The organism is Kitasatospora sp. NPDC002040, assembly GCF_040296785.1.
In the GTDB taxonomy this organism is placed as follows: domain Bacteria; phylum Actinomycetota; class Actinomycetes; order Streptomycetales; family Streptomycetaceae; genus Kitasatospora.
This window is the reverse complement of record NZ_JBEOXV010000003.1, coordinates 620,277-640,868: the sequence shown is the minus strand read 5'-3', so window position 1 is coordinate 640,868 and position 20,592 is coordinate 620,277. Positions and strand designations below refer to the sequence as shown.

The 20,592-nt window shown below is 72.6% G+C and carries 13 protein-coding genes and 1 pseudogene; 3 read left to right on the top strand and 11 right to left on the bottom strand.

The window, feature by feature from the left end; all coding sequences use genetic code 11:
- Positions 1-95, top strand: a pseudogene (locus ABT118_RS13110) (ATP-binding protein); the annotation flags it as partial.
- Positions 96-152: 57 nt separating this feature from the next.
- Here the strand turns inward: ABT118_RS13110 and cimA are convergent.
- The 4 genes from cimA to ABT118_RS13090 all read right to left on the bottom strand — a co-directional run bounded on the left by cimA (position 153) and on the right by ABT118_RS13090 (position 5,046).
- The gene (gene cimA / locus ABT118_RS13105) at positions 153-1,760 is read right to left on the bottom strand and encodes a citramalate synthase (RefSeq protein ID WP_350664961.1); all 1,608 of its coding nucleotides are present in this window, start codon (positions 1,758-1,760) and stop codon (positions 153-155) included.
- Between the two features lie 327 nt (positions 1,761-2,087).
- On the bottom strand, positions 2,088-2,654 hold the full coding sequence (locus ABT118_RS13100) for a Uma2 family endonuclease (protein ID WP_350664947.1): 567 nt from the start codon (positions 2,652-2,654) through the stop codon (positions 2,088-2,090).
- A gap of 96 nt (positions 2,655-2,750) precedes the next feature.
- Entirely contained in the window at positions 2,751-3,863 is a 1,113-nt protein-coding gene (locus tag ABT118_RS13095) for a branched-chain amino acid aminotransferase (protein WP_350664932.1), read from the bottom strand.
- Positions 3,864-4,008: 145 nt separating this feature from the next.
- Positions 4,009-5,046, bottom strand: a complete 1,038-nt coding sequence (locus ABT118_RS13090; RefSeq protein WP_350664922.1) for a 3-isopropylmalate dehydrogenase — start codon at positions 5,044-5,046, stop codon at positions 4,009-4,011.
- 147 nt (positions 5,047-5,193) lie between these two features.
- On the opposite strand from ABT118_RS13090, the gene ABT118_RS13085 reads away from it, so the two are divergent.
- A complete protein-coding gene (locus ABT118_RS13085) occupies positions 5,194-7,686 on the top strand; it encodes a YfhO family protein (protein WP_350664911.1) in 2,493 nt (830 codons plus the stop codon).
- 15 nt (positions 7,687-7,701) lie between these two features.
- The gene (locus ABT118_RS13080) at positions 7,702-8,160 is read left to right on the top strand and encodes a GtrA family protein (RefSeq protein WP_350664894.1); all 459 of its coding nucleotides are present in this window, start codon (positions 7,702-7,704) and stop codon (positions 8,158-8,160) included.
- On the opposite strand, the gene ABT118_RS13075 is transcribed toward ABT118_RS13080, so the two are convergent.
- The 7 genes from ABT118_RS13075 to ABT118_RS13045 form a co-directional block, all read right to left on the bottom strand.
- Positions 8,101-11,388 (bottom strand): S8 family serine peptidase, encoded by a 3,288-nt coding sequence (locus ABT118_RS13075; RefSeq protein ID WP_350664883.1) that lies wholly within the window; start codon positions 11,386-11,388, stop codon positions 8,101-8,103. The two genes, ABT118_RS13080 and ABT118_RS13075, sit on opposite strands and share 60 nt — an antisense overlap.
- Positions 11,389-11,572: 184 nt before the next feature.
- On the bottom strand, positions 11,573-11,725 hold the full coding sequence (locus ABT118_RS13070; protein ID WP_350664873.1) for a hypothetical protein: 153 nt from the start codon (positions 11,723-11,725) through the stop codon (positions 11,573-11,575).
- Positions 11,726-11,993: 268 nt separating this feature from the next.
- Complete coding sequence (gene serA / locus ABT118_RS13065; RefSeq protein ID WP_350664867.1) at positions 11,994-13,574, bottom strand: phosphoglycerate dehydrogenase; 1,581 nt, start codon at positions 13,572-13,574, stop codon at positions 11,994-11,996.
- Positions 13,575-13,773: 199 nt separating this feature from the next.
- Complete coding sequence (gene ilvC, locus ABT118_RS13060) at positions 13,774-14,772, bottom strand: ketol-acid reductoisomerase (RefSeq protein WP_350664856.1); 999 nt, start codon at positions 14,770-14,772, stop codon at positions 13,774-13,776.
- Between the two features lie 115 nt (positions 14,773-14,887).
- Positions 14,888-15,412 carry an acetolactate synthase small subunit gene (ilvN, locus tag ABT118_RS13055; RefSeq protein WP_350664846.1) on the bottom strand — a complete coding sequence of 175 codons (525 nt, stop codon included), beginning with the start codon at positions 15,410-15,412 and terminating at the stop codon, positions 14,888-14,890.
- Positions 15,413-15,444: 32 nt separating this feature from the next.
- The gene (locus ABT118_RS13050; protein WP_350664826.1) at positions 15,445-17,295 is read right to left on the bottom strand and encodes an acetolactate synthase large subunit; all 1,851 of its coding nucleotides are present in this window, start codon (positions 17,293-17,295) and stop codon (positions 15,445-15,447) included.
- A gap of 311 nt (positions 17,296-17,606) precedes the next feature.
- A complete protein-coding gene (locus ABT118_RS13045) occupies positions 17,607-20,522 on the bottom strand; it encodes a putative bifunctional diguanylate cyclase/phosphodiesterase (RefSeq protein WP_350664816.1) in 2,916 nt (971 codons plus the stop codon).
- Between the last annotated feature and the right edge of the window lie 70 nt (positions 20,523-20,592).

The following is a 20,592-nucleotide window of genomic DNA, read 5'->3' as shown; positions in this document are numbered from 1 at the left end:
CCCCCGTCATCACCCTCGACGCCCGCCGCCGCGACAGCGCCAAAAGCGCCCTCATCACCCTCGTCGAACACGCCCTCCTCGCCCGACTCCGGTGAGACCAGGACACAGAAAAGGGCCCGCCGTCGTCACGGCGGGCCCTTTCTGACGCCAGGTCAGCTGGCCGGGTCGAGCCCGGCCCGGATCAGGCCGTAGGTGTAGGCGTCCTCAAGAGCCAGCCAGGAGGCCCCGATCACGTTGTCGGCCACGCCGACCGTGGACCAGGTGGCCACCCCGTCGGTGGACTCGATCAGCACCCGGGTCTTGGAGCTGGTGCCGTGCTCGCCCTCCATGATCCGGACCTTGTAGTCCACCAGCTCCAGCTGGGCCAGCTGCGGGTAGATGTGCTCCAGCGCGGTGCGGAGCGCCTGGTCCAGCGCGTGCACCGGGCCGTTGCCCTCGCCGGTGGCGATCCGGCGCTCGCCCTTGGCCCAGAGCTTCACGGTCGCCTCGTTGCCCGAACTGCCGTCCGCCAGCTGCTCGCTGATGGTCCGCCAGGACTCCAGCGAGAAGAACCGCTGCCGGCTGCCGCGGACCTCGTCCCGGAGCAGCAGCTCGAACGAGGCGTCGGCGGCCTCGTAGGTGAAGCCGAGGTTCTCCTGCTCCTTGACCTTGGCCACCACCCGGCCGACCAGGTCGCGGTCGGCGGAGAGGTCGTAGCCGAGCTCCTTGCCCTTGAGCTCGATCGAGGCCCGGCCGGCCATGTCGGAGACCAGCATCCGCATGGTGTTACCGACCAGCTCCGGGTCGATGTGCTGGTACAGGTCGGGGTCGACCTTGATCGCGGAGGCGTGCAGTCCGGCCTTGTGCGCGAAGGCGGAGAAGCCGACGTACGGCTGGTGGGTGGAGGGGGCCAGGTTGACCACCTCGGCGATGGCGTGCGAGATCCGGGTCATCTCGGGCAGCTTCCCGGCGGGGAGCACCCGGCGGTCGTACTTCAGCTCCAGCGCGCCGACCACCGGGAACAGGTTGGCGTTGCCGACCCGCTCGCCGTAGCCGTTCGCGGTGCACTGGACGTGGGTGGCGCCCGCGTCCACGGCGGCCAGCGTGTTGGCGACCGCGCAGCCGGTGTCGTCCTGGGCGTGGATGCCGATCCGGGCGCCGGTCACGGCGATCACGTCGGCGACGATCTCGCGCACCCCGGCCGGGAGCATCCCGCCGTTGGTGTCGCAGAGCACCACCACGTCGGCCCCCGCCTCGTGGGCGGCCCGCACCACGGCGAGCGCGTACTCGCGGTTGGCCTTGTACCCGTCGAAGAAGTGTTCGCAGTCGATGAAGACCCGGCGGTCCTGCGAGCGGAGGTACGCGACGCTGTCCCGGACCATCTCCAGGTTCTCGTCCAGGGTGGTGCGCAGCGCCAGCTCGACGTGGCGGTCGTGCGACTTGGCCACCAGGGTGATCACCGGGGCGCCGGAGTTGACCAGCGCCGCCAGCTGCGGGTCCTCGGCGGCCTTGCCGCCGGCCCGGCGGGTGGCACCGAAGGCGACCAGCTGGGCGTGCTTGAACTCCAGCTCGGCTGCGGCCCGGGCGAAGAACTCGGTGTCCCGCGGGTTGGCCCCGGGCCAGCCGCCCTCGATGAAGCCCACGCCGAAGTCGTCCAGGTGCCGGGCGATGGTCAGCTTGTCGGCGACGCTGAGGTTGATGCCCTCGCGCTGGGCGCCGTCGCGCAGCGTGGTGTCGAAGACGTGGAAGCTGTCGTGGGGTCGGGGGCTGGCCTCGGTCATGACCCTGGGTCTCCTTCGGGGAGTTACTGCTGTTGCCGGGATACGTGATCCGGCTCCACTGTCCAGCATCCCGCGCGCTCCCGGTGTCCCCGAGCCCCCTCGTGAGGGGCCGGTGGCCGGTCCGGGCCAAAACAAAAGACCCCTCGCGGATGCGAGAGGTCTGCGCGCGGGTCTGGACGCTGGTGGTCGCTCCGCGAATCTGGTTATTCGTGAGCGGTCACTGCGGACCGGCGCGCCTGCTGCTAATAATCAGCGAAAGCGAGGACACACTCGGAGTCTGGCACAGCCATCCGCGATCCGGCCCACCCGTCTCGCGATCCGGGACGGTCAGTGCAGCCGGTCCGTCCTCAGTTCGAAGTCGAACGGTGCGGGCAAGGGCAACGGCTCCCCGACCGGCACCCAGTTCACAGCACGATAGTCGCCACGTGCGGGCTCACTGTGCAGGACGATCCGGTTCTGCTGACGGTCCACCAGCAGGTAGAGCGGGATGGTTGCACTCGCGTAGCCCTTCCGCTTTGCCTCCCGGTCCTTCTCCGGCCGACTGGACGTGACCTCGACGACCAGGAGAACGCCGTCCGGCTCCGACCAGGAACCACGGCCGAGCATCGCGTCCTGCTCGGCGAAGGTGGCGTCCGGAATGTACCGCCCACCCGGGACGATCAGTCCCTTGCCCGGGGCGAAGTCGATCTCCGCCGTGCAGAGCTGGAACACCTGTCGGGCGATCCGCCCGATCGCGGTCTCGTGGTCACCATCCGGTGGTGGGGTCACGACGATCTCCCCCTCGATGAGCTCGGCCTTGAATCCCTCGGGGGTGTCCAGGGCCAGAAAGGCTTCGAGGAGGTAATCGCCCTGGTCCTGCCAGATCTCGGCGAAGTCGTGGGTCGCGGCGCTCATGGCCCCTCCTTCCGGTCCGCAAGGCTCAACGAGCGGGGTGGTTCGAGGTTACCCAGGCCGGGCGTCCCGCAGTCGGCGGGACGCCCGGACGGGAGGTCAGACGATCTTGTGGAGCCAGCCGTGGGTGTCCGCGATCTGGCCGCCCTGGAGGGCGAGCAGGGTCTTGCGGAGCTCCATGGTGACCGGGCCGGGCTCACCGGTGCCGACCGTCCAGTCGGCGCGGGCCGACTTGACCGAGCCGACCGGGGTGATGACGGCGGCGGTGCCGCAGGCGAAGACCTCGGTGAGGGTGCCGTCGGCGTTGGCCTGCTTCCACTCGTCGGTGGAGATCTTCCGCTCCTCTACCGCGTAGCCGAGGTCGGAGGCCAGGGTGAGCAGCGAGGCCCGGGTGATGCCGGGGAGCAGCGCGCCGGAGAGCTCGGGGGTGACGATCTTCGCGTCCTTGCCCTGGCCGAAGACGAAGTACAGGTTCATCCCGCCCATCTCCTCGATCCACCGGTGCTCGGCGGCGTCGAGCCAGACCACCTGGTCGCAGCCCTTCTCGGCGGCCTGGGCCTGGGCGACCAGCGAGGCGGCGTAGTTGCCGGCGCACTTGGCGGCACCGGTGCCGCCGGGGGCGGCCCGGACGTACTCCTCGGAGAGCCAGACCGAGACCGGCTTCACGCCGCCGGGGAAGTAGGCGCCGGCCGGGGAGGCGATGATCATGAAGAGGTACGAGTTGGCCGGGCGGACACCCAGGCCGACCTCGGTGGCGAACATGAACGGGCGCAGGTAGAGGCTCTGCTCCGGCTCGCTCGGCACCCAGGACTGCTCCTGCCGGACCAGCAGCTCGACCGCCTCGACGAAGGTCTCGACCGGCAGCTCCGGCATCGCGAGCCGGCGGGCGGAGGCCTGGAAGCGCTCGGCGTTGGCGGTGGGGCGGAAGGTGGAGATGGAGCCGTCGGGCTGGCGGTACGCCTTCATGCCCTCGAAGATCGCCTGGCCGTAGTGCAGCGTCATGTTCGCCGGGTCGATCTCCAGCGGCGCGTACGGAGTGAGCTGCGCGTCGTGCCAACCCCGGCCCTCGGTCCACCTGATGGTGACCATGTGGTCGGTGAAGACCCGCCCGAATCCGGGGTTGGTCAGCCGGGCCGTGCGCTCGCTGTCGGAGAGCGGGTGCGCGGAGGGCTTGAGGTCGAACGTGATGGGCGCCTGGGTGGGCGTACTCATGACTGTCTGTCCTTCACCGTGGGGTTGGTCCGGGCCGCCACCGTCGGTGATCGAACACACGAAAGCACGGCCCACTGTCGATACTCGCATCCAGAGGGCCGTGCCGAACAGCCGGTCGGCTGTTGCGTGGAGTGAAACCGGCCCGCTAGCCGGATACTCGGGCGGCGAGCGCGTCGCCGACCTGGGAGGTGGAACGGGCGCCGGAGCGCTCGGTGAGGTCGGCCGCGACGGCCGCCTCGACCCTGGCGGCCTCCTCGGCGAAGCCGAGGTGCTCCAGCAGCATGGCGACCGACAGCACGGTGGCGGTCGGGTCGGCCTTGCCCTGGCCCGCAATGTCGGGGGCCGAGCCGTGGACCGGCTCGAACATCGACGGGAAGGCGCCGGTCGGGTTGATGTTGCCCGAGGCGGCCAGGCCGATGCCGCCGGTGACGGCCGCGGCCAGGTCGGTGAGGATGTCGCCGAACAGGTTGTCGGTGACGATCACGTCGAAGCGCTCGGGCTGGGTGACGAAGAAGATCGTCGCCGCGTCCACGTGCAGGTAGTCGGTGCTGACCTCGGGGAACTCCTGGCCAACCTCGGCGAAGATCCGCGACCACAGGTGGCCGGCGTGCACCAGCACGTTGTTCTTGTGCACCAGGGTGAGCTTCTTGCGCGGGCGGGCGGCGGCGCGCCTGTACGCGTCCCGGACCACGCGCTCGATGCCGAACGCGGTGTTCAGGCTGACCTCGGTGGCGACCTCGTGCTCGGTGCCGGTGCGCAGCGTGCCGCCGTTGCCGACGTACGGGCCCTCGGTGCCCTCGCGGACCACCACGAAGTCGATCTTCGGGTCGCCGCCGAGCGGGGACTGCACGCCGGGGAGCAGCTTGCCCGGGCGGAGGTTGATGTGGTGGTCGAAGGCGAACCGCAGCTTGAGCAGCAGCCCGCGCTCCAGCACCCCGGACGGGACGCTCGGGTCGCCGATGGCGCCGAGCAGGATCGCGTCCTGGGTCTTCAGCTCCTCCAGCACGGCGTCCGGCAGGGTCTCGCCGGTGCGGTGGTAGAGCCGGGCACCGAGGTCGTACTCGGTGGTCTCCACCTTGACATCGGCGGGGAGGACGGCGGCGAGCACCTTGAGGCCCTCGGCCACGACTTCCTGGCCGATGCCGTCACCGGGGATAACTGCGAGACGAAGGCTGCGAGACATGCAGGCGACCCTACTCCGCGTCCCATGGGCTGACACCTGGCGTCCGCCATGCGGACACCGCGTGTCGTACCGGTCCCGGCCCGCCGACCGGGCGCAACTTGTCCTCATGCCCGAACTGAGCGGACGGAACGTCAGGAGTGCCACCCCGTGAGCGGATCGCGCCGTACGGAGCTGGGGGCCGGTGGGCTCGCGGCCGGGATCTCGACCGGCGCGTACTGCCTGGCGTCGGCCCTCCACGGGACGTACCCGTTCGGTGCCCGCGCGCGGGCCGGGCGCGACCTGGGCGACCAGTTCGTCCCGCTGCACGCCCACCTGTGGGACCTGCTGCACGGGAACACCACGGGTGACCTGCTGTTCAACTGGAACAGCGGCTACGGCGCACCCTTCCTGGCCGACTTCGTCGCCTACCTGATGAACCCGTTCTCCTGGCTGGTCGGACTGTTCCCGCGCGACGCGGTGAACCTCCCGGTCTTCCTGGCCACCCTGTTCAGCATCGGCCTCGGCGCGGCGGTGATGACCCGCTTCCTGGGCCGCCTGCACCCCGGCCCGCCCTGGCAGCGGGCCCTGCTCGCGGTCGGCTACGGGCTCTGCGCCTGGGTGCTCGGCGAGGGCGCGGCGAACCCGATGTGGATGTGGGGCCTGGTCTCGCTGCCGCTGGTCTGCCTGGCCTGCGACCTCTGCCTGCGGCAGCGGCACTGGTCGCTCGGCGCGGTGGCGGTGGCGGTGGCCTGGGCGGGCAACTTCTACACCGGGGCGATGGCCACCGCCGGCGCCGGCCTGGTCCTGCTGCTGCGGGTGGTGCTGCTGACGGGGCGTCCGTTCCACGTCCGGCTGAAGCTGCTGGCCCGGGCCGCCAGCATGGTGCTGTTCGGCGTCCTGCTGGCCGCCCCCGTCCTGACCGTGACCCTGCCCGCCCGCAGGGTCGCCCAGCCGGCCCCGCTGGCGGCGTACGACGGGCCGCCCGGGGTGGCCGGCTACCTGGCCCAGCTGCTGCCCGGCGGCCGCCCGGACCACCCGCTGCCGGAGATCTTCGTCGGCATGCTGGGCCTGGTGCTGGTCGCCGCCCTGCCGTTCAACCGCAGGGTGCCGGTGCGCGAACGGGTCGGCTGGTACGCCCTGCTGGTGCTGGTCGGGGCGAGCTTCGTGTGGAAGCCGACCATCCTGCTCTGGCACGGGCTGACGCTGCCGAACGACAGCCCCTACCGGGCCGCCTTCGTCCTGAGCGGGCTGCTGGTGATGGCCGCCTGGGTCTCGCTCGCCCGCCGCCCCGACCTGTTCGCGCTGGCCGGCGGGACCGGGGCGGTGACGCTGGTCGCGCTGCTCGGCCACGGGCAGAGCTCGGTCACCGGCTCGACCTGGGTCCTGGTCGGGGTGGGCGGGGTCCTGGTGCCCGGCGCGCTCCTGCTGCTGGAGCGCACCGCCTTCCGCCGGACGGCCGGGGCCGTGCTGGCGGTCGGTGTGCTGGCCGGGGCCACCTGGTCGGCGTACTCGGTCACGGTGGCCCGCGACCTGCCGTCCGACCGGCCCGGCAGCACCGCCGGCCGGTCGGCGGCGTACCGGGTGATCCGGGGGGCCGACGACTGGCCGCGCAGCCGGACCGACCCCGGACCGCACGAGTTCACGGCCAACGACCCGCTGCTGCTCGGCGGCGAGGGCGGCGGGTACTCCTCCCGCTACCTGCCCAGCACCACCGCCGAGCTGCTGCACGACCTGGGCGCGGGCTGGTACCTCGGCGGCCGGCACACGCTCAGCCCGGCCGACCCGGTCGGGCGGGCGCTGTTCGGGGTGACCACCTACCTGGAGGACGGCCTGGCCCCGGACGGCTTCACCGTCGGGCGGGCCGCCGCCGCCCCGCTGGTCACGCTCCGGCCGGACGGTCCCGGACCCGACACCTCCTCGGTCTGGAGCAGGCAGCAGGCCCTGCTCGGCGCCGCGGTCTACCAGGTGCCGCAGCTCACCCCGGCCGCCGGACCCGCCCCGACCCTGCACGGCAGCAGCGGCTGGTCGATCCCGGCCACCCCCGCGGACGGCGCCTGGACCACCTTCGAGGGCAGTTGCACCCCCGGCTCGGCGGTGCTCTTCCACGGCCCCTGGTTCAACGGCACGGTGCGGGGCCCGGACGCCGAGTACGTCAGCCGGGGCAGGCAGCCGGTGATCGCGATGCCGATCCGGCCGCTCGGCGACACCCCCGCCGACGGCCGGGTCCGGGTCGAGCTGCGGACCGGGGCCGCCACCCAGATCCCGGCCCAGCCGGTCGGCTGCCTGGACCGGGCCGCACTCGCCCGGGTGCTGGCCGGACCGGTCCGGGCGACCGGGGTGCACAGCACCGGACACACCCTCACCGCCGACCTGCCGCCCGGCTCCACCGGCACCGCGCTGATCGCCGTCCCGGCCGCCACCGGCTGGCGCTGCTCGGCCGACGGCGGCCCGGAACAGCCGCCCAGCCCGGTGCTCGGCATGATCGGCGTCCCGCTCGGCACCGGCACCACCGCGATCGCCTGCACCTACCGGACCCCCGGGCTGGTGGAGGGTGCGGCGGTGAGCGGCGCGGCGCTGGCGGCGCTGGTCGGGGTCGCGCTGGTCGCCCTGCTGCGGCGGAGGTCGCGGCGCGGCGGGCCGGGTTCGGTAGCATCCGGGTGACGGCAGGGAGGCCGGGTGAAAACGCAGTTCTGGCAGCTGGTCAGGTTCGGCCTGGTCGGGCTGGTGAACACCGGCACGTTCTACCTGCTCTACCTCGCGCTGCACCCCGTCCTGCCGTACTTCGCCGCCTTCACGGCCGCGTTCCTGCTGAGCATGGTCGGCTCGTTCTTCCTGCACACCCGGTTCACCTACCGCACCCGGCCGAGCTGGCGGAAGTTCCTGCTCTTCCCGCTGCCGAACCTCACCAACTACCTGGTGCAGAGCGGCGGGGTGCTGCTGCTGGTGCACGGGGTGCGGATGGACGAGCGGATCGCGCCACTGCTGGCTGCCGTGGTCGCGATCCCGGTCACCTTCGTGCTCTCCCGGCTGGTGCTCACCGGCCGGGCCTCGGTGCGGCCGTCCGCCCCGGCCCGCTCAGCGGAGCCGGACGGTCTGGGCCCGGCGCCCGTCGGGGTTGAAGTGGTGCAGCAGTAGCAGCCGGTCCGTCCCGGCCCCGTGCCGCCTGACCTCCAGCACCGTGCCGGGCTGCTCGGGCACCGCGACGGCCGCCGGACCGCCCGCCCCGGCCCGGACGTCCAGCGCCGGGGCCAGCACGTCGATGCCCAGGGTGGGCCGCTCACCGGCCAGGCCGATCGAGGACAGCGCCTCCGCCGGGTTCGGCCGCCCGGGGGTCACGTAGCCGGTCCACACGCCGTACCTGATCTTCGAGGTGCTCTGCCTGAGCCCCGGCAGCTTGGCCAGCCGGACCGGCAGCAGCACCGTGTCGCTGTCCAGCAGGCCGGTGTCGGTGTCGCCCCAGCGGCCGTTCAGCGGCTGGACGTCCAGCTCCTCGCCGGTCCTGGCGTCCAGGGTCCTGGCCACCAGTACGTCGCTGCCCTTGAGCCGGTCGGCGGCCACCACCACGTCGGTGACCTGGTCCCCGTCGGTGTCCAGCGAGGCGCGGACCGCGAAGGTGCCGACCGGGGTCGCGGACGGCGCCCAGAGGCTCGCGGCCAGGTAGAGGGTGCCGTTCTCCAGCGGCTCGCCGCCGACCGCGGGGGCGTCGCTGGCGGCGCCCACCGCCCGCAGGTTGGCCGCCCGGTCGCCCGGCTTGGTCACGCAGGTGTCGGCGGACTTCTCCTCCTCGGCGCCCCCGAGCGGGCAGTCCGGCCAGCGGGCCGCCTCGCCGCCCAGTGCGACGGCGCTCACCAGCGCCCCGCGCGCGGTCGGCGCGCCGGTGCCGGTCAGGCTGAGCATGGTGCTCCCGGCGGCCCGGACCTGCGGACCCGCCGTCAGCTCCGAGGCCGCGTGCGGCGCGGCGAACAGCGGCACCCGCAGCGCGGGCGGCCCGGCCTCGGCCGGGGTCAGCAGCAGCCGGCCGGAGAGCTCGCCCCGGTAGCTGCGCGCCTTGCCGCCCTGGAGCAGGTCCAGGGTCGGGTCCGGGGCCCGGTCCAGCTGCCCGGGCACCCGCAGCGTGACGGTGACCCGGGCGGTGCCGCCGGGCGGGACCGTGACCTGGGCGGGCGTCAGCTCGAAGGCGGCGCCGGGCAGTTCGGTCGCGGCCAGGTAGCCGGTGCGGTACGTCAGCGGGCGGTCGGCGAAGCTGCGCAGCTCCACCTCCCGGCTCAGCCCGGTCGGCCCGGTGACCGGGACGGCTCCGAACGAGAGCCCGACCGCGCCGTCCGCCTCGGGGCCGGCCGCGTACGCGACCACCGGGGTGGCCACCGCGAGGTCCACCCTGGCCCGGCCCGCGCCGGTCCGCTCGGGGCCGTAGACCGGACCTGACCGGTCGTCACCGAGCCAGGTGTCGCCGGTGGTGTTCATCAGCGCGGCCTTGACCTGGGCCACGGTCCAGTCCGGGTGGGCGGCCCGGACCAGCGCGGCCAGCCCGGCCACGTGCGGGGAGGCCATCGAGGTACCGTCCTCGCGCATCCCGCCCGAGCCGGCGCCGGCCTTGGCGGACCAGATGGTCTCGCCGGGCGCGGCCAGGTCCGGCTTGACCAGGCCCGGCTGCCCGATGCCGCGCGAGGTGAAGGAGGTCAGGGTGTCGGTCCGCTGCGGCTGGTCCTGCGCCACCGCACCGTGCAACGGGTTGCCGGGAGTGGCCAGCTGGACGGTCACCGGGCCGGCCCCGACCGCCTTGACCAGCCGCTCGCCGTCCGCCCTGGCCAGGATCGCCACCGGGACCTTGTCGTTGCCCGCGAGCTCGCCCAGGTGGTCGCCGTCGGCGGCGAACAGGGCGCCCAGCGCACCGGCCTCGGCCGCGTGGTCGGCCCGCAGCGCCGAGCCGCAGGCCCGGTCCGGGTCCTTGGTGCGCCAGGCCAGCAGGGCCACCCTGCCCTTGAGCCGGGCCGCGTCGGCGGCCGAGAAGGCCGTGCAGCCGTCCGCCTGGTCGACCGGCAGGGCCAGCGGGCCCTGCACCTCGCGGTCCGCCCAGTGCTGGTACTTGGCGCTCCAGTGCGCCGGGACCAGCCCGGCCAGCGGCTCGGGGGCCAGCACCCGCAGGCCGTCCGCGTCGCCGTGCGAGTCGACCGAGGCGGCCACCGTGAGCACCCGGGGCGCGGTGCCCGGGCTGCCGCCGATCGCGTACACGTCGCCCTCGTTGCCCGCCGCCGCGACCACCACGGTGCCGAGCGCGGCCAGTCGGTCGGCGGCGACCGCGTCCGCGTCGTCCGGGCCGCCGAAGGGGCTGCCGAGCGAGAGGTTCACCACGTCGAGGCGGTCGCTCGGGTCGCCGTCGCCGTCCGGGTCGGCGGCCAGGTCGAGCGCCTGGCTCAGCTGGTCGGTCGAGCCGTCGCAGCCGAACACCCGGATCGCGAACAGCCGGGCCTCGGGGGCGGCGCCGGGGCCGACCTTGAATCCGGCCGGGTCCAGGCCGCCGGTGTACGGGCCCCGGTAGGTCTGGCCGGCCGTGGTGACGCCGAACCCGGCGGCGGTGCCCGCGACATGGGTGCCGTGGCCGTTCAGCGCGCAGTCGATCGGGTTGGCGTCGGGCTTCGGAGTCGCGTTCTCGGTCGAGGAGGGATCGTAGGCGTCGCCCACCAGGTCCCGGCCGCCGAACACCTTCCCGGTCGGGAACAGGCCTGCGGGGGCGGGCGCGGCACCGTCCACGTCCTTGAACGCCTGCTCGGTGCCGGGGCCGCCGAAGTCGGCGTGGGTGTAGTCGATGCCGGAGTCGATGATGCCGATGCTGACGCCCCGGCCGGTGTTGCCGGGCTGCCCGGTGCCGCCGGGCTGTCCGGCCCAGACCGCGGGGGCCCCGAGCAGCGGGACGGAGTAGCCGTTGACCCGCTGCTTCAGCGCGATCGGGTGCACCGCGCGCACGCCGGGCAGGCGGCCGAGCGCGGGCAGTGCGGCGGCCGGGGCGCTGACCGCGACGCCGGTCAGCAGGGTGTGGGTGCGGTACAGCTCCCGCGCGGCGGGGGTGGACCGCCGGACCGCGCCCGCGAGTTGGTCGGCGGCCCGGACCGCCGCCCGGCGCTGCTCGGCCCCGGCGGCCGCGGCCGCCCGCCGGACCGCGTCCGGCGAGCGCCGTTCGCTCCCGGCCCGGGCGGCGGCGCGCTGCCAGGCGGGGGCGACCGGCTCGGTGTCGAGTTCGAGCAGGACACTGCTGCGGGCGTTGGTACCGCGCTCGGCCGCCGCACCGGAGAGCGGTACGGCGGCGAGGGCGAGCGAGCCGGTCAGCAGGGCGATGCCGAGCCGGAGTGCCGATCTGGTGCGCACGGGGCTGTCTCCCCCGGCAGGGGCTCTGGCCGGTCCGCGCCGTGCGGACCCCGATCACCCTTCCGGAGGCACCAAATTAGGATCATCGCGCCGGAGAGTGCGAGCACTGTCCCTCGTTGGAGCACGCACTGCACTCCTGCGGGTGACGGATCGTCAGGCGTTCGGCCCAGTACCCGTAACCGGCTCAGTGGCCGGTGGCGCCGCCGTTGTCGCGGCGGTCCAGCGCACGCTGCAGGGCGGCGGACGCGTTCGGGTTGGGCTCGCTGCGGCGACGGCGGCGGGGGGCCTGGGCCTGGGTGGCGGAAGCGGCGGCGTGACGGTCTGCGGTGGGGGGCATACCGAACTCCTTGAGGTCGTGCTCGGAAGAGGGTTTCGGGTACGCCGGCCAGGGATCGCCTGCCATGGTGCGTACATGCGCGTGCGGGCCTGGCGCCCTCCAGTAGGAGGGGCGGCTCACCGTACGACCCTTTCAAGGTACGACCTGGAACGGGTGCTGTCTGCACGGATAGTTGGATTTCCTAGTATCTGAGACAGGAGTCACCCGGACGACGAAGGGCCCGGACCGCCGAAGCGGTCCGGGCCCAGGTCAGAGCTCTGACGGAGGGTCAGCCGAGGTTGACCGAACGCGCGAACTGCGCGCCGATCGCACCCGCGATCTCGGTCAGGACCTCCTGCGAGACCTCACTGTCCACGGTGATCGAGGCCAGCGCCTCGGAGCCGTCCCGGGCGACCTGCATGCCCGCGATGTTGATGCCCGCGTCGCCGAGGATCCGGCCGAGGGTGCCGACCACGCCGGGGCGGTCCTCGTACTTGAAGAAGGCCATGTGGTCGGTGAGCGCCACGTCCACCTCGAACGCGTCCACGCCGACGATCTTCTGGGTCTGCTTCGGGCCGGAGAGCGTGCCGGAGATGGCGATCTCGCCGCCGCCCGCCAGGGTGCCGCGCACGGTGATCACGTTGCGGTGCTCGGGCGACTCGCTGGAGGTGGTGAGGCGGACCTCGACGCCGCGCTCCTGGGCGAACAGCGGAGCGTTGACGTAGGACACCGTCTCGGCCACGACGTCCTCGAACACGCCCTTGAGCGCCGAGAGTTCGAGCACCTTCACATCGTGCTGGGTGATCTCGCCGCGGACCTCGACGTCAAGGCGGACGGCGACCTCGCCGGCCAGCGCGGTGAAGATCCGGCCGAGCTTCTCGGCCAGCGGCAGACCCGGGCGCACGTCCTCGGCGATCACGCCGCCCTGGACGTTGACCGCGTCCGGGACCAGCTCGCCGGCCAGGGCGAGCCGGACCGACTTGGCGACCGCGATGCCGGCCTTCTCCTGCGCCTCGTCGGTGGAGGCGCCCAGGTGCGGGGTGGCCACCACGTTGTCGAAGGCGAACAGCGGGGAGTCGGTGCACGGCTCCTTGGCGTAGACGTCCAGGCCGGCCCCGGCCACCCGGCCGTCGCGCAGCGCGGAGGCCAGCGCGGCCTCGTCCACGATGCCGCCGCGGGCGGCGTTGACGATCCGCACGGTCGGCTTGACCTTGTGCAGCGCCTCGTCGCCGATCAGGCCGATCGTCTCCGGGGTCTTCGGGAGGTGCACGGTGATGAAGTCCGAGACCTCGAGCAGCTCCTCCAGCGAGAGCAGCTTGACGCCCATCTGGGCCGCGCGGGCGGCCTGGATGTAGGGGTCGTACGCCACGATCTTCATGCCGAAGGCGGACATCCGCTGGGCGACCAGCACGCCGATCCGGCCGAGGCCGACCACGCCGAGCACCTTCTCGGAGAGCTCGACGCCGGTGTACTTGTTGCGCTTCCACTCGCCGGCCTTGAGCGCGGTGCTGGCGGGCGCGATGTTGCGGGCCGAGGCGATCAGCAGGCCGCAGGCCAGCTCGGCGGCGGTGACGATGTTGGAGGTCGGCGCGTTCACGACCATCACGCCGGCCTTGGTGGAGGCGGCCACGTCCACGTTGTCCAGGCCGACGCCCGCACGGGCGACCACCTTGAGCTTCTTCGCGGCGGCCAGCGCCTCCGCGTCCACCTTGGTGGCGGAGCGGATCAGGATCGCGTCCACGTCGGCGATCGCGGTCAGCAGCTCGGTGCGGTCCGCACCGTTGCAGTGCCGGATCTCGAAGTCGGGACCCAGTGCGTCGACGGTGGCGGGCGACAGCTCTTCGGCGATCAGAACTACGGATTTGCTCACGACAGTGTGTCCTTAACTGTCCGGTTCCCCGCGCGCACGAAGGTGGCGTGGAAAGCGGGGGAAGGTGGCATGCCGCGTAGATAGACGCACGACGCTGTGGGCCTGACGCGCACTCGGAAGTGTATCGACGGGCGACAGGAGCGGCTGCTCCCGTCCGGCGAAATCACCCGGACGGGAACAGCCGTCTTGTACAAGCCGATCAGGCGCTCTGGTCGACCCAGCTCATCAGGCCGCGGAGCTTCTTGCCCGTGGTCTCCAGCAGGTGGTCGGCGTCGGCGTTCTTGTACTCGTTGTACTTCGGCAGACCGGCCTTGTACTCGGCGATCCAGGTGTTGGCGAAGGTGCCGTCCTGGATCTCGGTCAGGACCTGCTTCATCGCGGCCTTGGTGTCGGCCGTGATGATGCGCGGGCCGGTCACGTAGTCGCCCCACTCGGCGGTCTCCGAGATGGACCAGCGCATCTTCTCCAGGCCGCCCTCGTACATGAGGTCGACGATGAGCTTCAGCTCGTGCAGGCACTCGAAGTAGGCGATCTCCGGCTGGTAGCCGGCCTCGACCAGGGTCTCGAAACCGGCCTTGACCAGGGCGGCGGTGCCACCGCAGAGGACGGCCTGCTCACCGAACAGGTCGGTCTCGGTCTCCTCGGTGAAGGTGGTCTTGATCGCGCCGGCCTTGGTGGCGCCGATGCCCTTGGCGTACGAGAGCGCCAGGTCGAAGGCCTTGCCGGTGGCGTCCTGCTCGACGGCCACGATGGCGGGGACGCCGCGGCCCTCCTGGTACTGGCGGCGGACCAGGTGGCCCGGGCCCTTGGGGGCGACCATGCAGACGTCGACGTCGGCCGGGGGCTTGATGAAGCCGAAGCGGATGTTCAGGCCGTGGCCGAAGAACAGGGCGTCGCCCGCCTTCAGGTTCGGCGCGATGTCGGCCTCGTAGACGTCGGACTGGATCGGGTCCGGCACCAGGATCATGATGACGTCGGCCTCGGCGGCGGCCTCGGCGGCGGTGACGACGCGCAGGCCCTCCTCCTCGGCCTTGGCACGGGAGGACGAGCCCTCCTTGAGGCCGACCCGGACGTCCACGCCCGAGTCACGCAGCGACAGCGCGTGGGCGTGGCCCTGGCTGCCGTAGCCGATGACCGCGACCTTGCGGCCCTGGATGATGGACAGGTCAGCGTCGTCTTCGTAGAACAGCTCGGCCACGGGGGCACATCTCCTTGCGTGGTGGTGATGCCGGTGCGTACCTACCGTACGTGGACCCGGCGGTGGTGTGGGGCAGTGCTTCAGGGTGTGAGACAGGTCCTGGTCAGGGACTTGTTCAGGCGCTGCGGTCGAGGGCGCGCAGCGAGCGGTCGGTGATGGACCGGGCACCGCGCCCGATCGCCACCAGGCCGGACTGGACCAGCTCCTTGATGCCGTACGGCTCCAGCATCCGGAGCATCGCCTCCAGCTTGTCCGAGCTGCCGGTGGCCTCGATGGTCACCGCGTCGGGCGACACGTCGACGGTCTTGGCCCGGAACAGCTGGACGATCTCGACGATCTGCGAGCGCGACTCGGCGTCGGCCCGGACCTTGACCAGGACCAACTCGCGCTGGATCGCGGCGGACTGGTCGAGTTCGACGATCTTTATCACGTTGACCAGCTTGTTCAGCTGCTTGGTGACCTGCTCCAGCGGGAGGTCCTCCACGTTGACCACGATGGTCATCCGGGAGATGTCCGGGTGCTCGGTCGGGCCGACGGCCAACGAGTCGATGTTGAAGCCCCGACGGGAGAACAGCGCGGCGATGCGGGCGAGCACGCCGGGCTTGTTCTCGACCAGGACGGAGAGGGTGTGCTTGGACATAGTCATGACTCTCTATCGGTCTGTCTGGGGCTTCAGTCGAGGTCGTCGCCGAAGTCCGGGCGCACGTCCCGGGCGGCGAGGATCTCGTCGTTGCTGGTGCCTGCGGCCACCATCGGCCAGACCATGGCGTCCTGGTGGACGATGAAGTCGATCACGACCGGGCGGTCGTTGATCTCCATCGCCTGCTTGATCACCGCGTCCAGGTCCTCCGGGCGCTCGCAGCGCAGGCCGACGCAGCCCATCGCCTCGGAGAGCAGCACGAAGTCCGGGATCCGGGTGCCCTGGGCCGGGGCGGCGATGCCGTCGTGCTCGGGGCCGGCGTGCAGCACGGTGTTGGAGTAGCGCTGGTTGTAGAACAGGGTCTGCCACTGGCGGACCATGCCCAGCGAACCGTTGTTGATGACCGCGACCTTGATCGGGATGTTGTTCAGCGCGCAGGTGACCAGTTCCTGATTGGTCATCTGGAAGCAGCCGTCACCGTCGATCGCCCAGACCGCGAGGTCGGGCCGGCCCGCCTTGGCGCCCATCGCGGCCGGGACGGCGTAGCCCATGGTGCCCGCGCCGCCGGAGTTCAGCCAGGTGGCCGGCTTCTCGTAGTTGATGAACTGCGAGGCCCACATCTGGTGCTGGCCGACGCCCGCCGCGTAGATCGCGTCCGAGCCGACCAGCTGCCCGATCCGCTCGATCACCTGCTGCGGCGCCAACCCGCCGTCGGGAGCGGTCTCGTAGCCGAGCGGGTAGGTCTTCTTCCACTCGTTCAGCTTGACCCACCAGTCGGCGTAGTCGCCCTTGTGGCCGGCGTCGAACTCGGCCTGGACGGCGACGATCAGGTCCGCCAGCACCTCGCGGGCGTCACCGACGATCGGCACATCGGCCGGGCGGTTCTTGCCGATCTCGGCCGGGTCGATGTCGGCGTGCACGACCTTGGCGTACGGGGCGAAGCTGTCCAGCTTGCCGGTCACCCGGTCGTCGAAGCGGGCGCCGAGGGTGAACAGCAGGTCGGCCTTCTGCAGCGCGGTGACGGCCGGGACGGAGCCGTGCATGCCGGGCATGCCCAGGTGCTGCGGGTGGCTGTCCGGGAAGACGCCGAGCGCCATCAGGGTGGTGACCACCGGGGCGCCTGTCAGCTCGGCCAGGATCCGCAGCTCGGCGCTGGCCTGCGCCTTGAGCACGCCGCCGCCGACGTAGAGCACCGGCTTCTTCGCGGCGACCAGCATCTTCGCGGCCTCGCGGATCTGCTTGGCGTGCGGCTTGGTGACCGGGCGGTAGCCGGGCAGCGAGGTCTCCACCGGCCAGCGGAAGGTGGTGGTGGCCTGCAGCGCGTCCTTGGCGATGTCGACCAGGACCGGGCCGGGGCGGCCGGTGGCGGCGATGTGGAACGCCTCGGCGATCACCCGGGGGATCTCGGCCGGGTCGGTGACCAGGAAGTTGTGCTTGGTGATCGGCATCGTGATGCCGCAGATGTCCGCCTCCTGGAAGGCGTCGGTGCCGATCGCCTTGGAGGCGACCTGGCCGGTGATCGCCACCATCGCGACCGAGTCCATGTACGCGTCGGCGATCGGGGTGACCAGGTTGGTCGCGCCCGGGCCCGAGGTCGCCATGCAGACGCCCACCTTGCCGGTGGCCTGGGCGTATCCGGTGGCCGCGTGCCCCGCGCCCTGCTCGTGCCGGACCAGGATGTGCCGGACCTTCTGCGAGTCCATCAGCGGGTCGTAGGCCGGGAGGATGGCGCCGCCCGGGATACCGAAGACGGTGTCCGCGCCCACCGCCTCGAGCGAGCGGATGAGCGACTGCGCACCGGTCATCGTCTCGACGACGACGCTGGGCGCAGGAGCGTGGGTGGCCGGGGTGTCCCCGCGGCGGGGGGCGGCGTGCTCGGTCATCTGCCTGTCTCTTCTCGGGTTCTGCCGTCCCCGCCAGGTTGAGGGTCCTGGGGGCGGGGGTCGGTCGCCGGTCCTACCTCAATCGTCCACCCGGACGGGTTGTCACCGGGTCGAGCGGCCGATTCGGCTGGGGTCTTGCGTCTGTCCAACAGTTCCAGTGCAACAAAAAACCCCTCGTGCCAAGGGCATGCGAGGGGTGGCGCGTCGGTCTCTTCGTGCGGGTCGTGATGGCCCGCTCAGCCGACGCGCCCGCCAAGTACGAGAATTCGGGTGCGCATGGCACCGACCTTCCTCCCCGGCCGTGGGGCGTGTCAAGCAGGTGGGACGGCTGTCTCGGTATGCGGACCTCCATTCGGCCCCCACAACGGACCGTGCGCGTGCAGGTGTTCGGCCAGGTCGGGGCCGGTCTGGTGGTGCACCACCCGGCTGCCGCCGGGCTCGGCCCGGCCACCCGATCGGGCGTCTGCCGCCAGGTACGCCCGCCGGGCGGAGAGTCCGCCCGGCTGCTTCGGCAGCGGGTAGACCCGGCGCAGCAGGGCGCGGCGCAGCCGGTGCTCGTCCAGCGGCTGGGCGAAGGCGAGGCCCTGCGCCTGACGGCAGCCCAGCTCCTGCAGGGCGACCACCTGGCGGGGCTGGTCCACCCCCTCCGCCGCGGTCACCAGGCCCAGGTCGCGGGCCAGTCGGAGGGCGTGCCCGGCCAGCGCCCGGGTCAGCCGGGACTCGGCCACGTCCTGGACCAGGCTGCGGTCCAGCTTGAGCGCGTCGAACGGGAGCCGGGCCAGCGTGCCCAGCGAGCCGCCGCCCGCGCCGAAGCCCGCCACGGCGGTGGAGACGCCGTGCCGGCGGAGTGCGGCGAGCCGGCGCCCGAGCTCGTCGGCGTGCTCGTCCGGCCCGGTCCGGGCCAGCTCGATCACCAGCAGCTCGGCGGGCAGGCCGGTCTCCCGGAGCACCGCGACCACCGCCTCGTACATGCCGGGGGCGCACAGCCGGTGGGCCGACAGCCGGATCGAGACCGGGACGGGCACCAGCCGGGGGCCGCCCCGGAGGGCGGCCGCGGTGACCGTCTCCTGGAGCATCCAGCGGGCGAACCTGGTGGCCGCGTCGCCGTGGTCGGCGGTGCGCAGGAACTCCGCCGGGGTGAGCAGCAGCCCCTGCGCGGAACGCCACCGGGCCTGCGCCTCGACGCCGGTGACCGCACCGGTGGCCAGGTCGACCACGGGCTGGTGCAGCAGGGTGAAGGTGCCCTCCCGGACGGCCACCCGGAGCCGCTCCTCCAGCTCGGTGCGGCGCTCCAACTCGGCCCGCATCGCCGGGTGGTAGAGCACCACCCGGCCCTTGCCCTCGGACTTGGCCCGGTACATCGCCAGGTCGGCGTTGCGCATCAGCTCGTCCGCGGCGCCGGGCGGGTCGGTGCCGGGGTCGGGCTCGCAGGGGCCGAAGGCGATCCCGATGCTGGCGGCCACGCCGAGCTCGGCCCCGCCGATCCAGTACGGCTCGGAGAGCGCCGAGCGCAGCCGCTCGGCCAGCTCGTGCACCTGGGCCCGGCCGAGCCGGCCCCGGACCAGCGCGGCGAACTCGTCGCCGCCGAACCGGGCCACGGTGTCCCCGGACCGGACCGCGTGCTGGAGCCGGCGGGCCGCCTGCACCAGCAGCTCGTCGCCGACCTGGTGGCCCGCGCTGTCGTTGACGGCCTTGAAGCCGTCCAGGTCGAGGAAGAGCACCGCGACCGTGGCCTGCTCGCCCCCGCCCCCCTCGGGCGGGGTGAGCGAGGCGCGCAGCCGCTGGGTGAAGAGCGCCCGGTTGGGCAGGTCGGTGAGCGGGTCGTGGAACGCGTTGTGCTGCAACTGCGCCTGCAGTATGACCCGTTCGGTGACGTCGCGGCTGTTCAGGATCAGCCCGTCCCGGTACCGGTTGACGGTGGACTCGACGTGCAGCCACTCCTCGTTGCCCGAGCGGACCCGGCACTCCACCCGGGCCGAGGGCTCGGTGCCGCCGCCCTGCCGGCCCGGCCCGTCGGCCATCAGCCGCCGCACCTCGCCCAGCACCCGGTCGACGTCCTCGGGGTGCACCAGGTTGAGCAGGTTGCCGCCGACCAGCTCCTCCGGGTCCCGGCCGTAGACGCCGATCGCGGCCGGGCTGACGTAGGAGAGCACCCCGCTGCTGCCCGCGATCATGATCACGTCGCTGGAGCCCTGCACCAGCGAGCGGAAGTGCGCCTCCTTCTGCGCGAGTTCCTGGGCCAGCGACAGGTTGTCGAGCAGTATCACGCCCTGCCGGACGATCAGTGCCAGCCCGACGGTGCAGGCCGAGGCCACCACCACCCGGTCCAGCGCGTGCCCGCCGAGGGCGTTGTAGAGGATGCCCGCGGTGCAGACCGCCGCCGCGACGTAGGGGGTGAGGGCACTGAAGGTGGTGGAGACCCGGCGGCGGGGGGTGCCGCCGACCGAGGGGTGCTCCCGGCTGGGCCCGGACTGCCGGCGCGCGGCCCAGGGGGCCCAGGCGAGCAGCACGCTGCCGGCGAACCAGCCCGCGTCCAGCAGCTCGCCGGAGTGGTAACTGCTGCGCAGCGAGGGCGAGGTGAAGAGCGCGTCGCAGACCACCGTGACGGCCAGGCCGACCATCGCGGTGTGCACGGCGGCCCGGTTGCCGTCCCGGCTCCGGAAGCGCAGGCCGACCACCAGGCTGACCAGCAGGATGTCCAGCACTGGGTAGGCGAGACCGAGCGCCAGCCGGAGCGGGTCGTCGCCCTCCCCCGCCGCGACCCGGCCGAGCGCCAGGCTCCAGCTGAGCGTGAACAGCGAGCCCGCCACCAGCCAGCCGTCCAGCAGCAGGCAGAGCCAGCCGGCCGCCGTCCGGGGCCGCTGGGCCAGCACGGTCAGGCCGATGATGGCGAGCGGGGCGAAGAGCAGGAAGGCGTACTCGGCGGCCGAGTCCCGGGGCAGCTCGGTCTCGAGCACCACCTCGTACCAGCCCCAGGTGCCGTTGCCGAACGCCACCATCGAGGACGAGAGGCCGAACAGCAGCCAGGCCGGGCGGGCCGGGCCGCCGGTCGTGCAGGCGTGCAGCAGGCAGGAGAGCGCGGCCGCCAGCGCGGCCCCGGCGAGCCCGAAGTCGCCCATGAACAGCGCGAGTTCCGGCGAACCCCAGCCGACGGCGGCGCCCAGGGCGTACCCGAGGCAGAGCAGCACCAGCAGCAGGCCGGGGAGCCGGCTCGGGTGGAAGTTCACTCGACCTCTCCCCCACGCCGTGCCGGTGTTCCCTCTCGGGACCTTACACCACTTCCGTCACTCAATGACA

Excerpts from the sequence above, each read along its gene's own strand:
- cimA (WP_350664961.1), bottom strand. The coding sequence starts at position 1,760 with ATGACCGAGGCCAGCCCCCGACCCCACGACAGCTTCCACGTCTTCGAC.
- ABT118_RS13100 (WP_350664947.1), bottom strand. The coding sequence starts at position 2,654 with ATGAGCGCCGCGACCCACGACTTCGCCGAGATCTGGCAGGACCAGGGC.
- ABT118_RS13095 (WP_350664932.1), bottom strand. The coding sequence starts at position 3,863 with ATGAGTACGCCCACCCAGGCGCCCATCACGTTCGACCTCAAGCCCTCC.
- ABT118_RS13090 (WP_350664922.1), bottom strand. The coding sequence starts at position 5,046 with ATGTCTCGCAGCCTTCGTCTCGCAGTTATCCCCGGTGACGGCATCGGC.
- ABT118_RS13070 (WP_350664873.1), bottom strand. The coding sequence starts at position 11,725 with ATGCCCCCCACCGCAGACCGTCACGCCGCCGCTTCCGCCACCCAGGCC.
- ilvN (WP_350664846.1), bottom strand. The coding sequence starts at position 15,412 with ATGTCCAAGCACACCCTCTCCGTCCTGGTCGAGAACAAGCCCGGCGTG.
- ABT118_RS13050 (WP_350664826.1), bottom strand. The coding sequence starts at position 17,295 with ATGACCGAGCACGCCGCCCCCCGCCGCGGGGACACCCCGGCCACCCAC.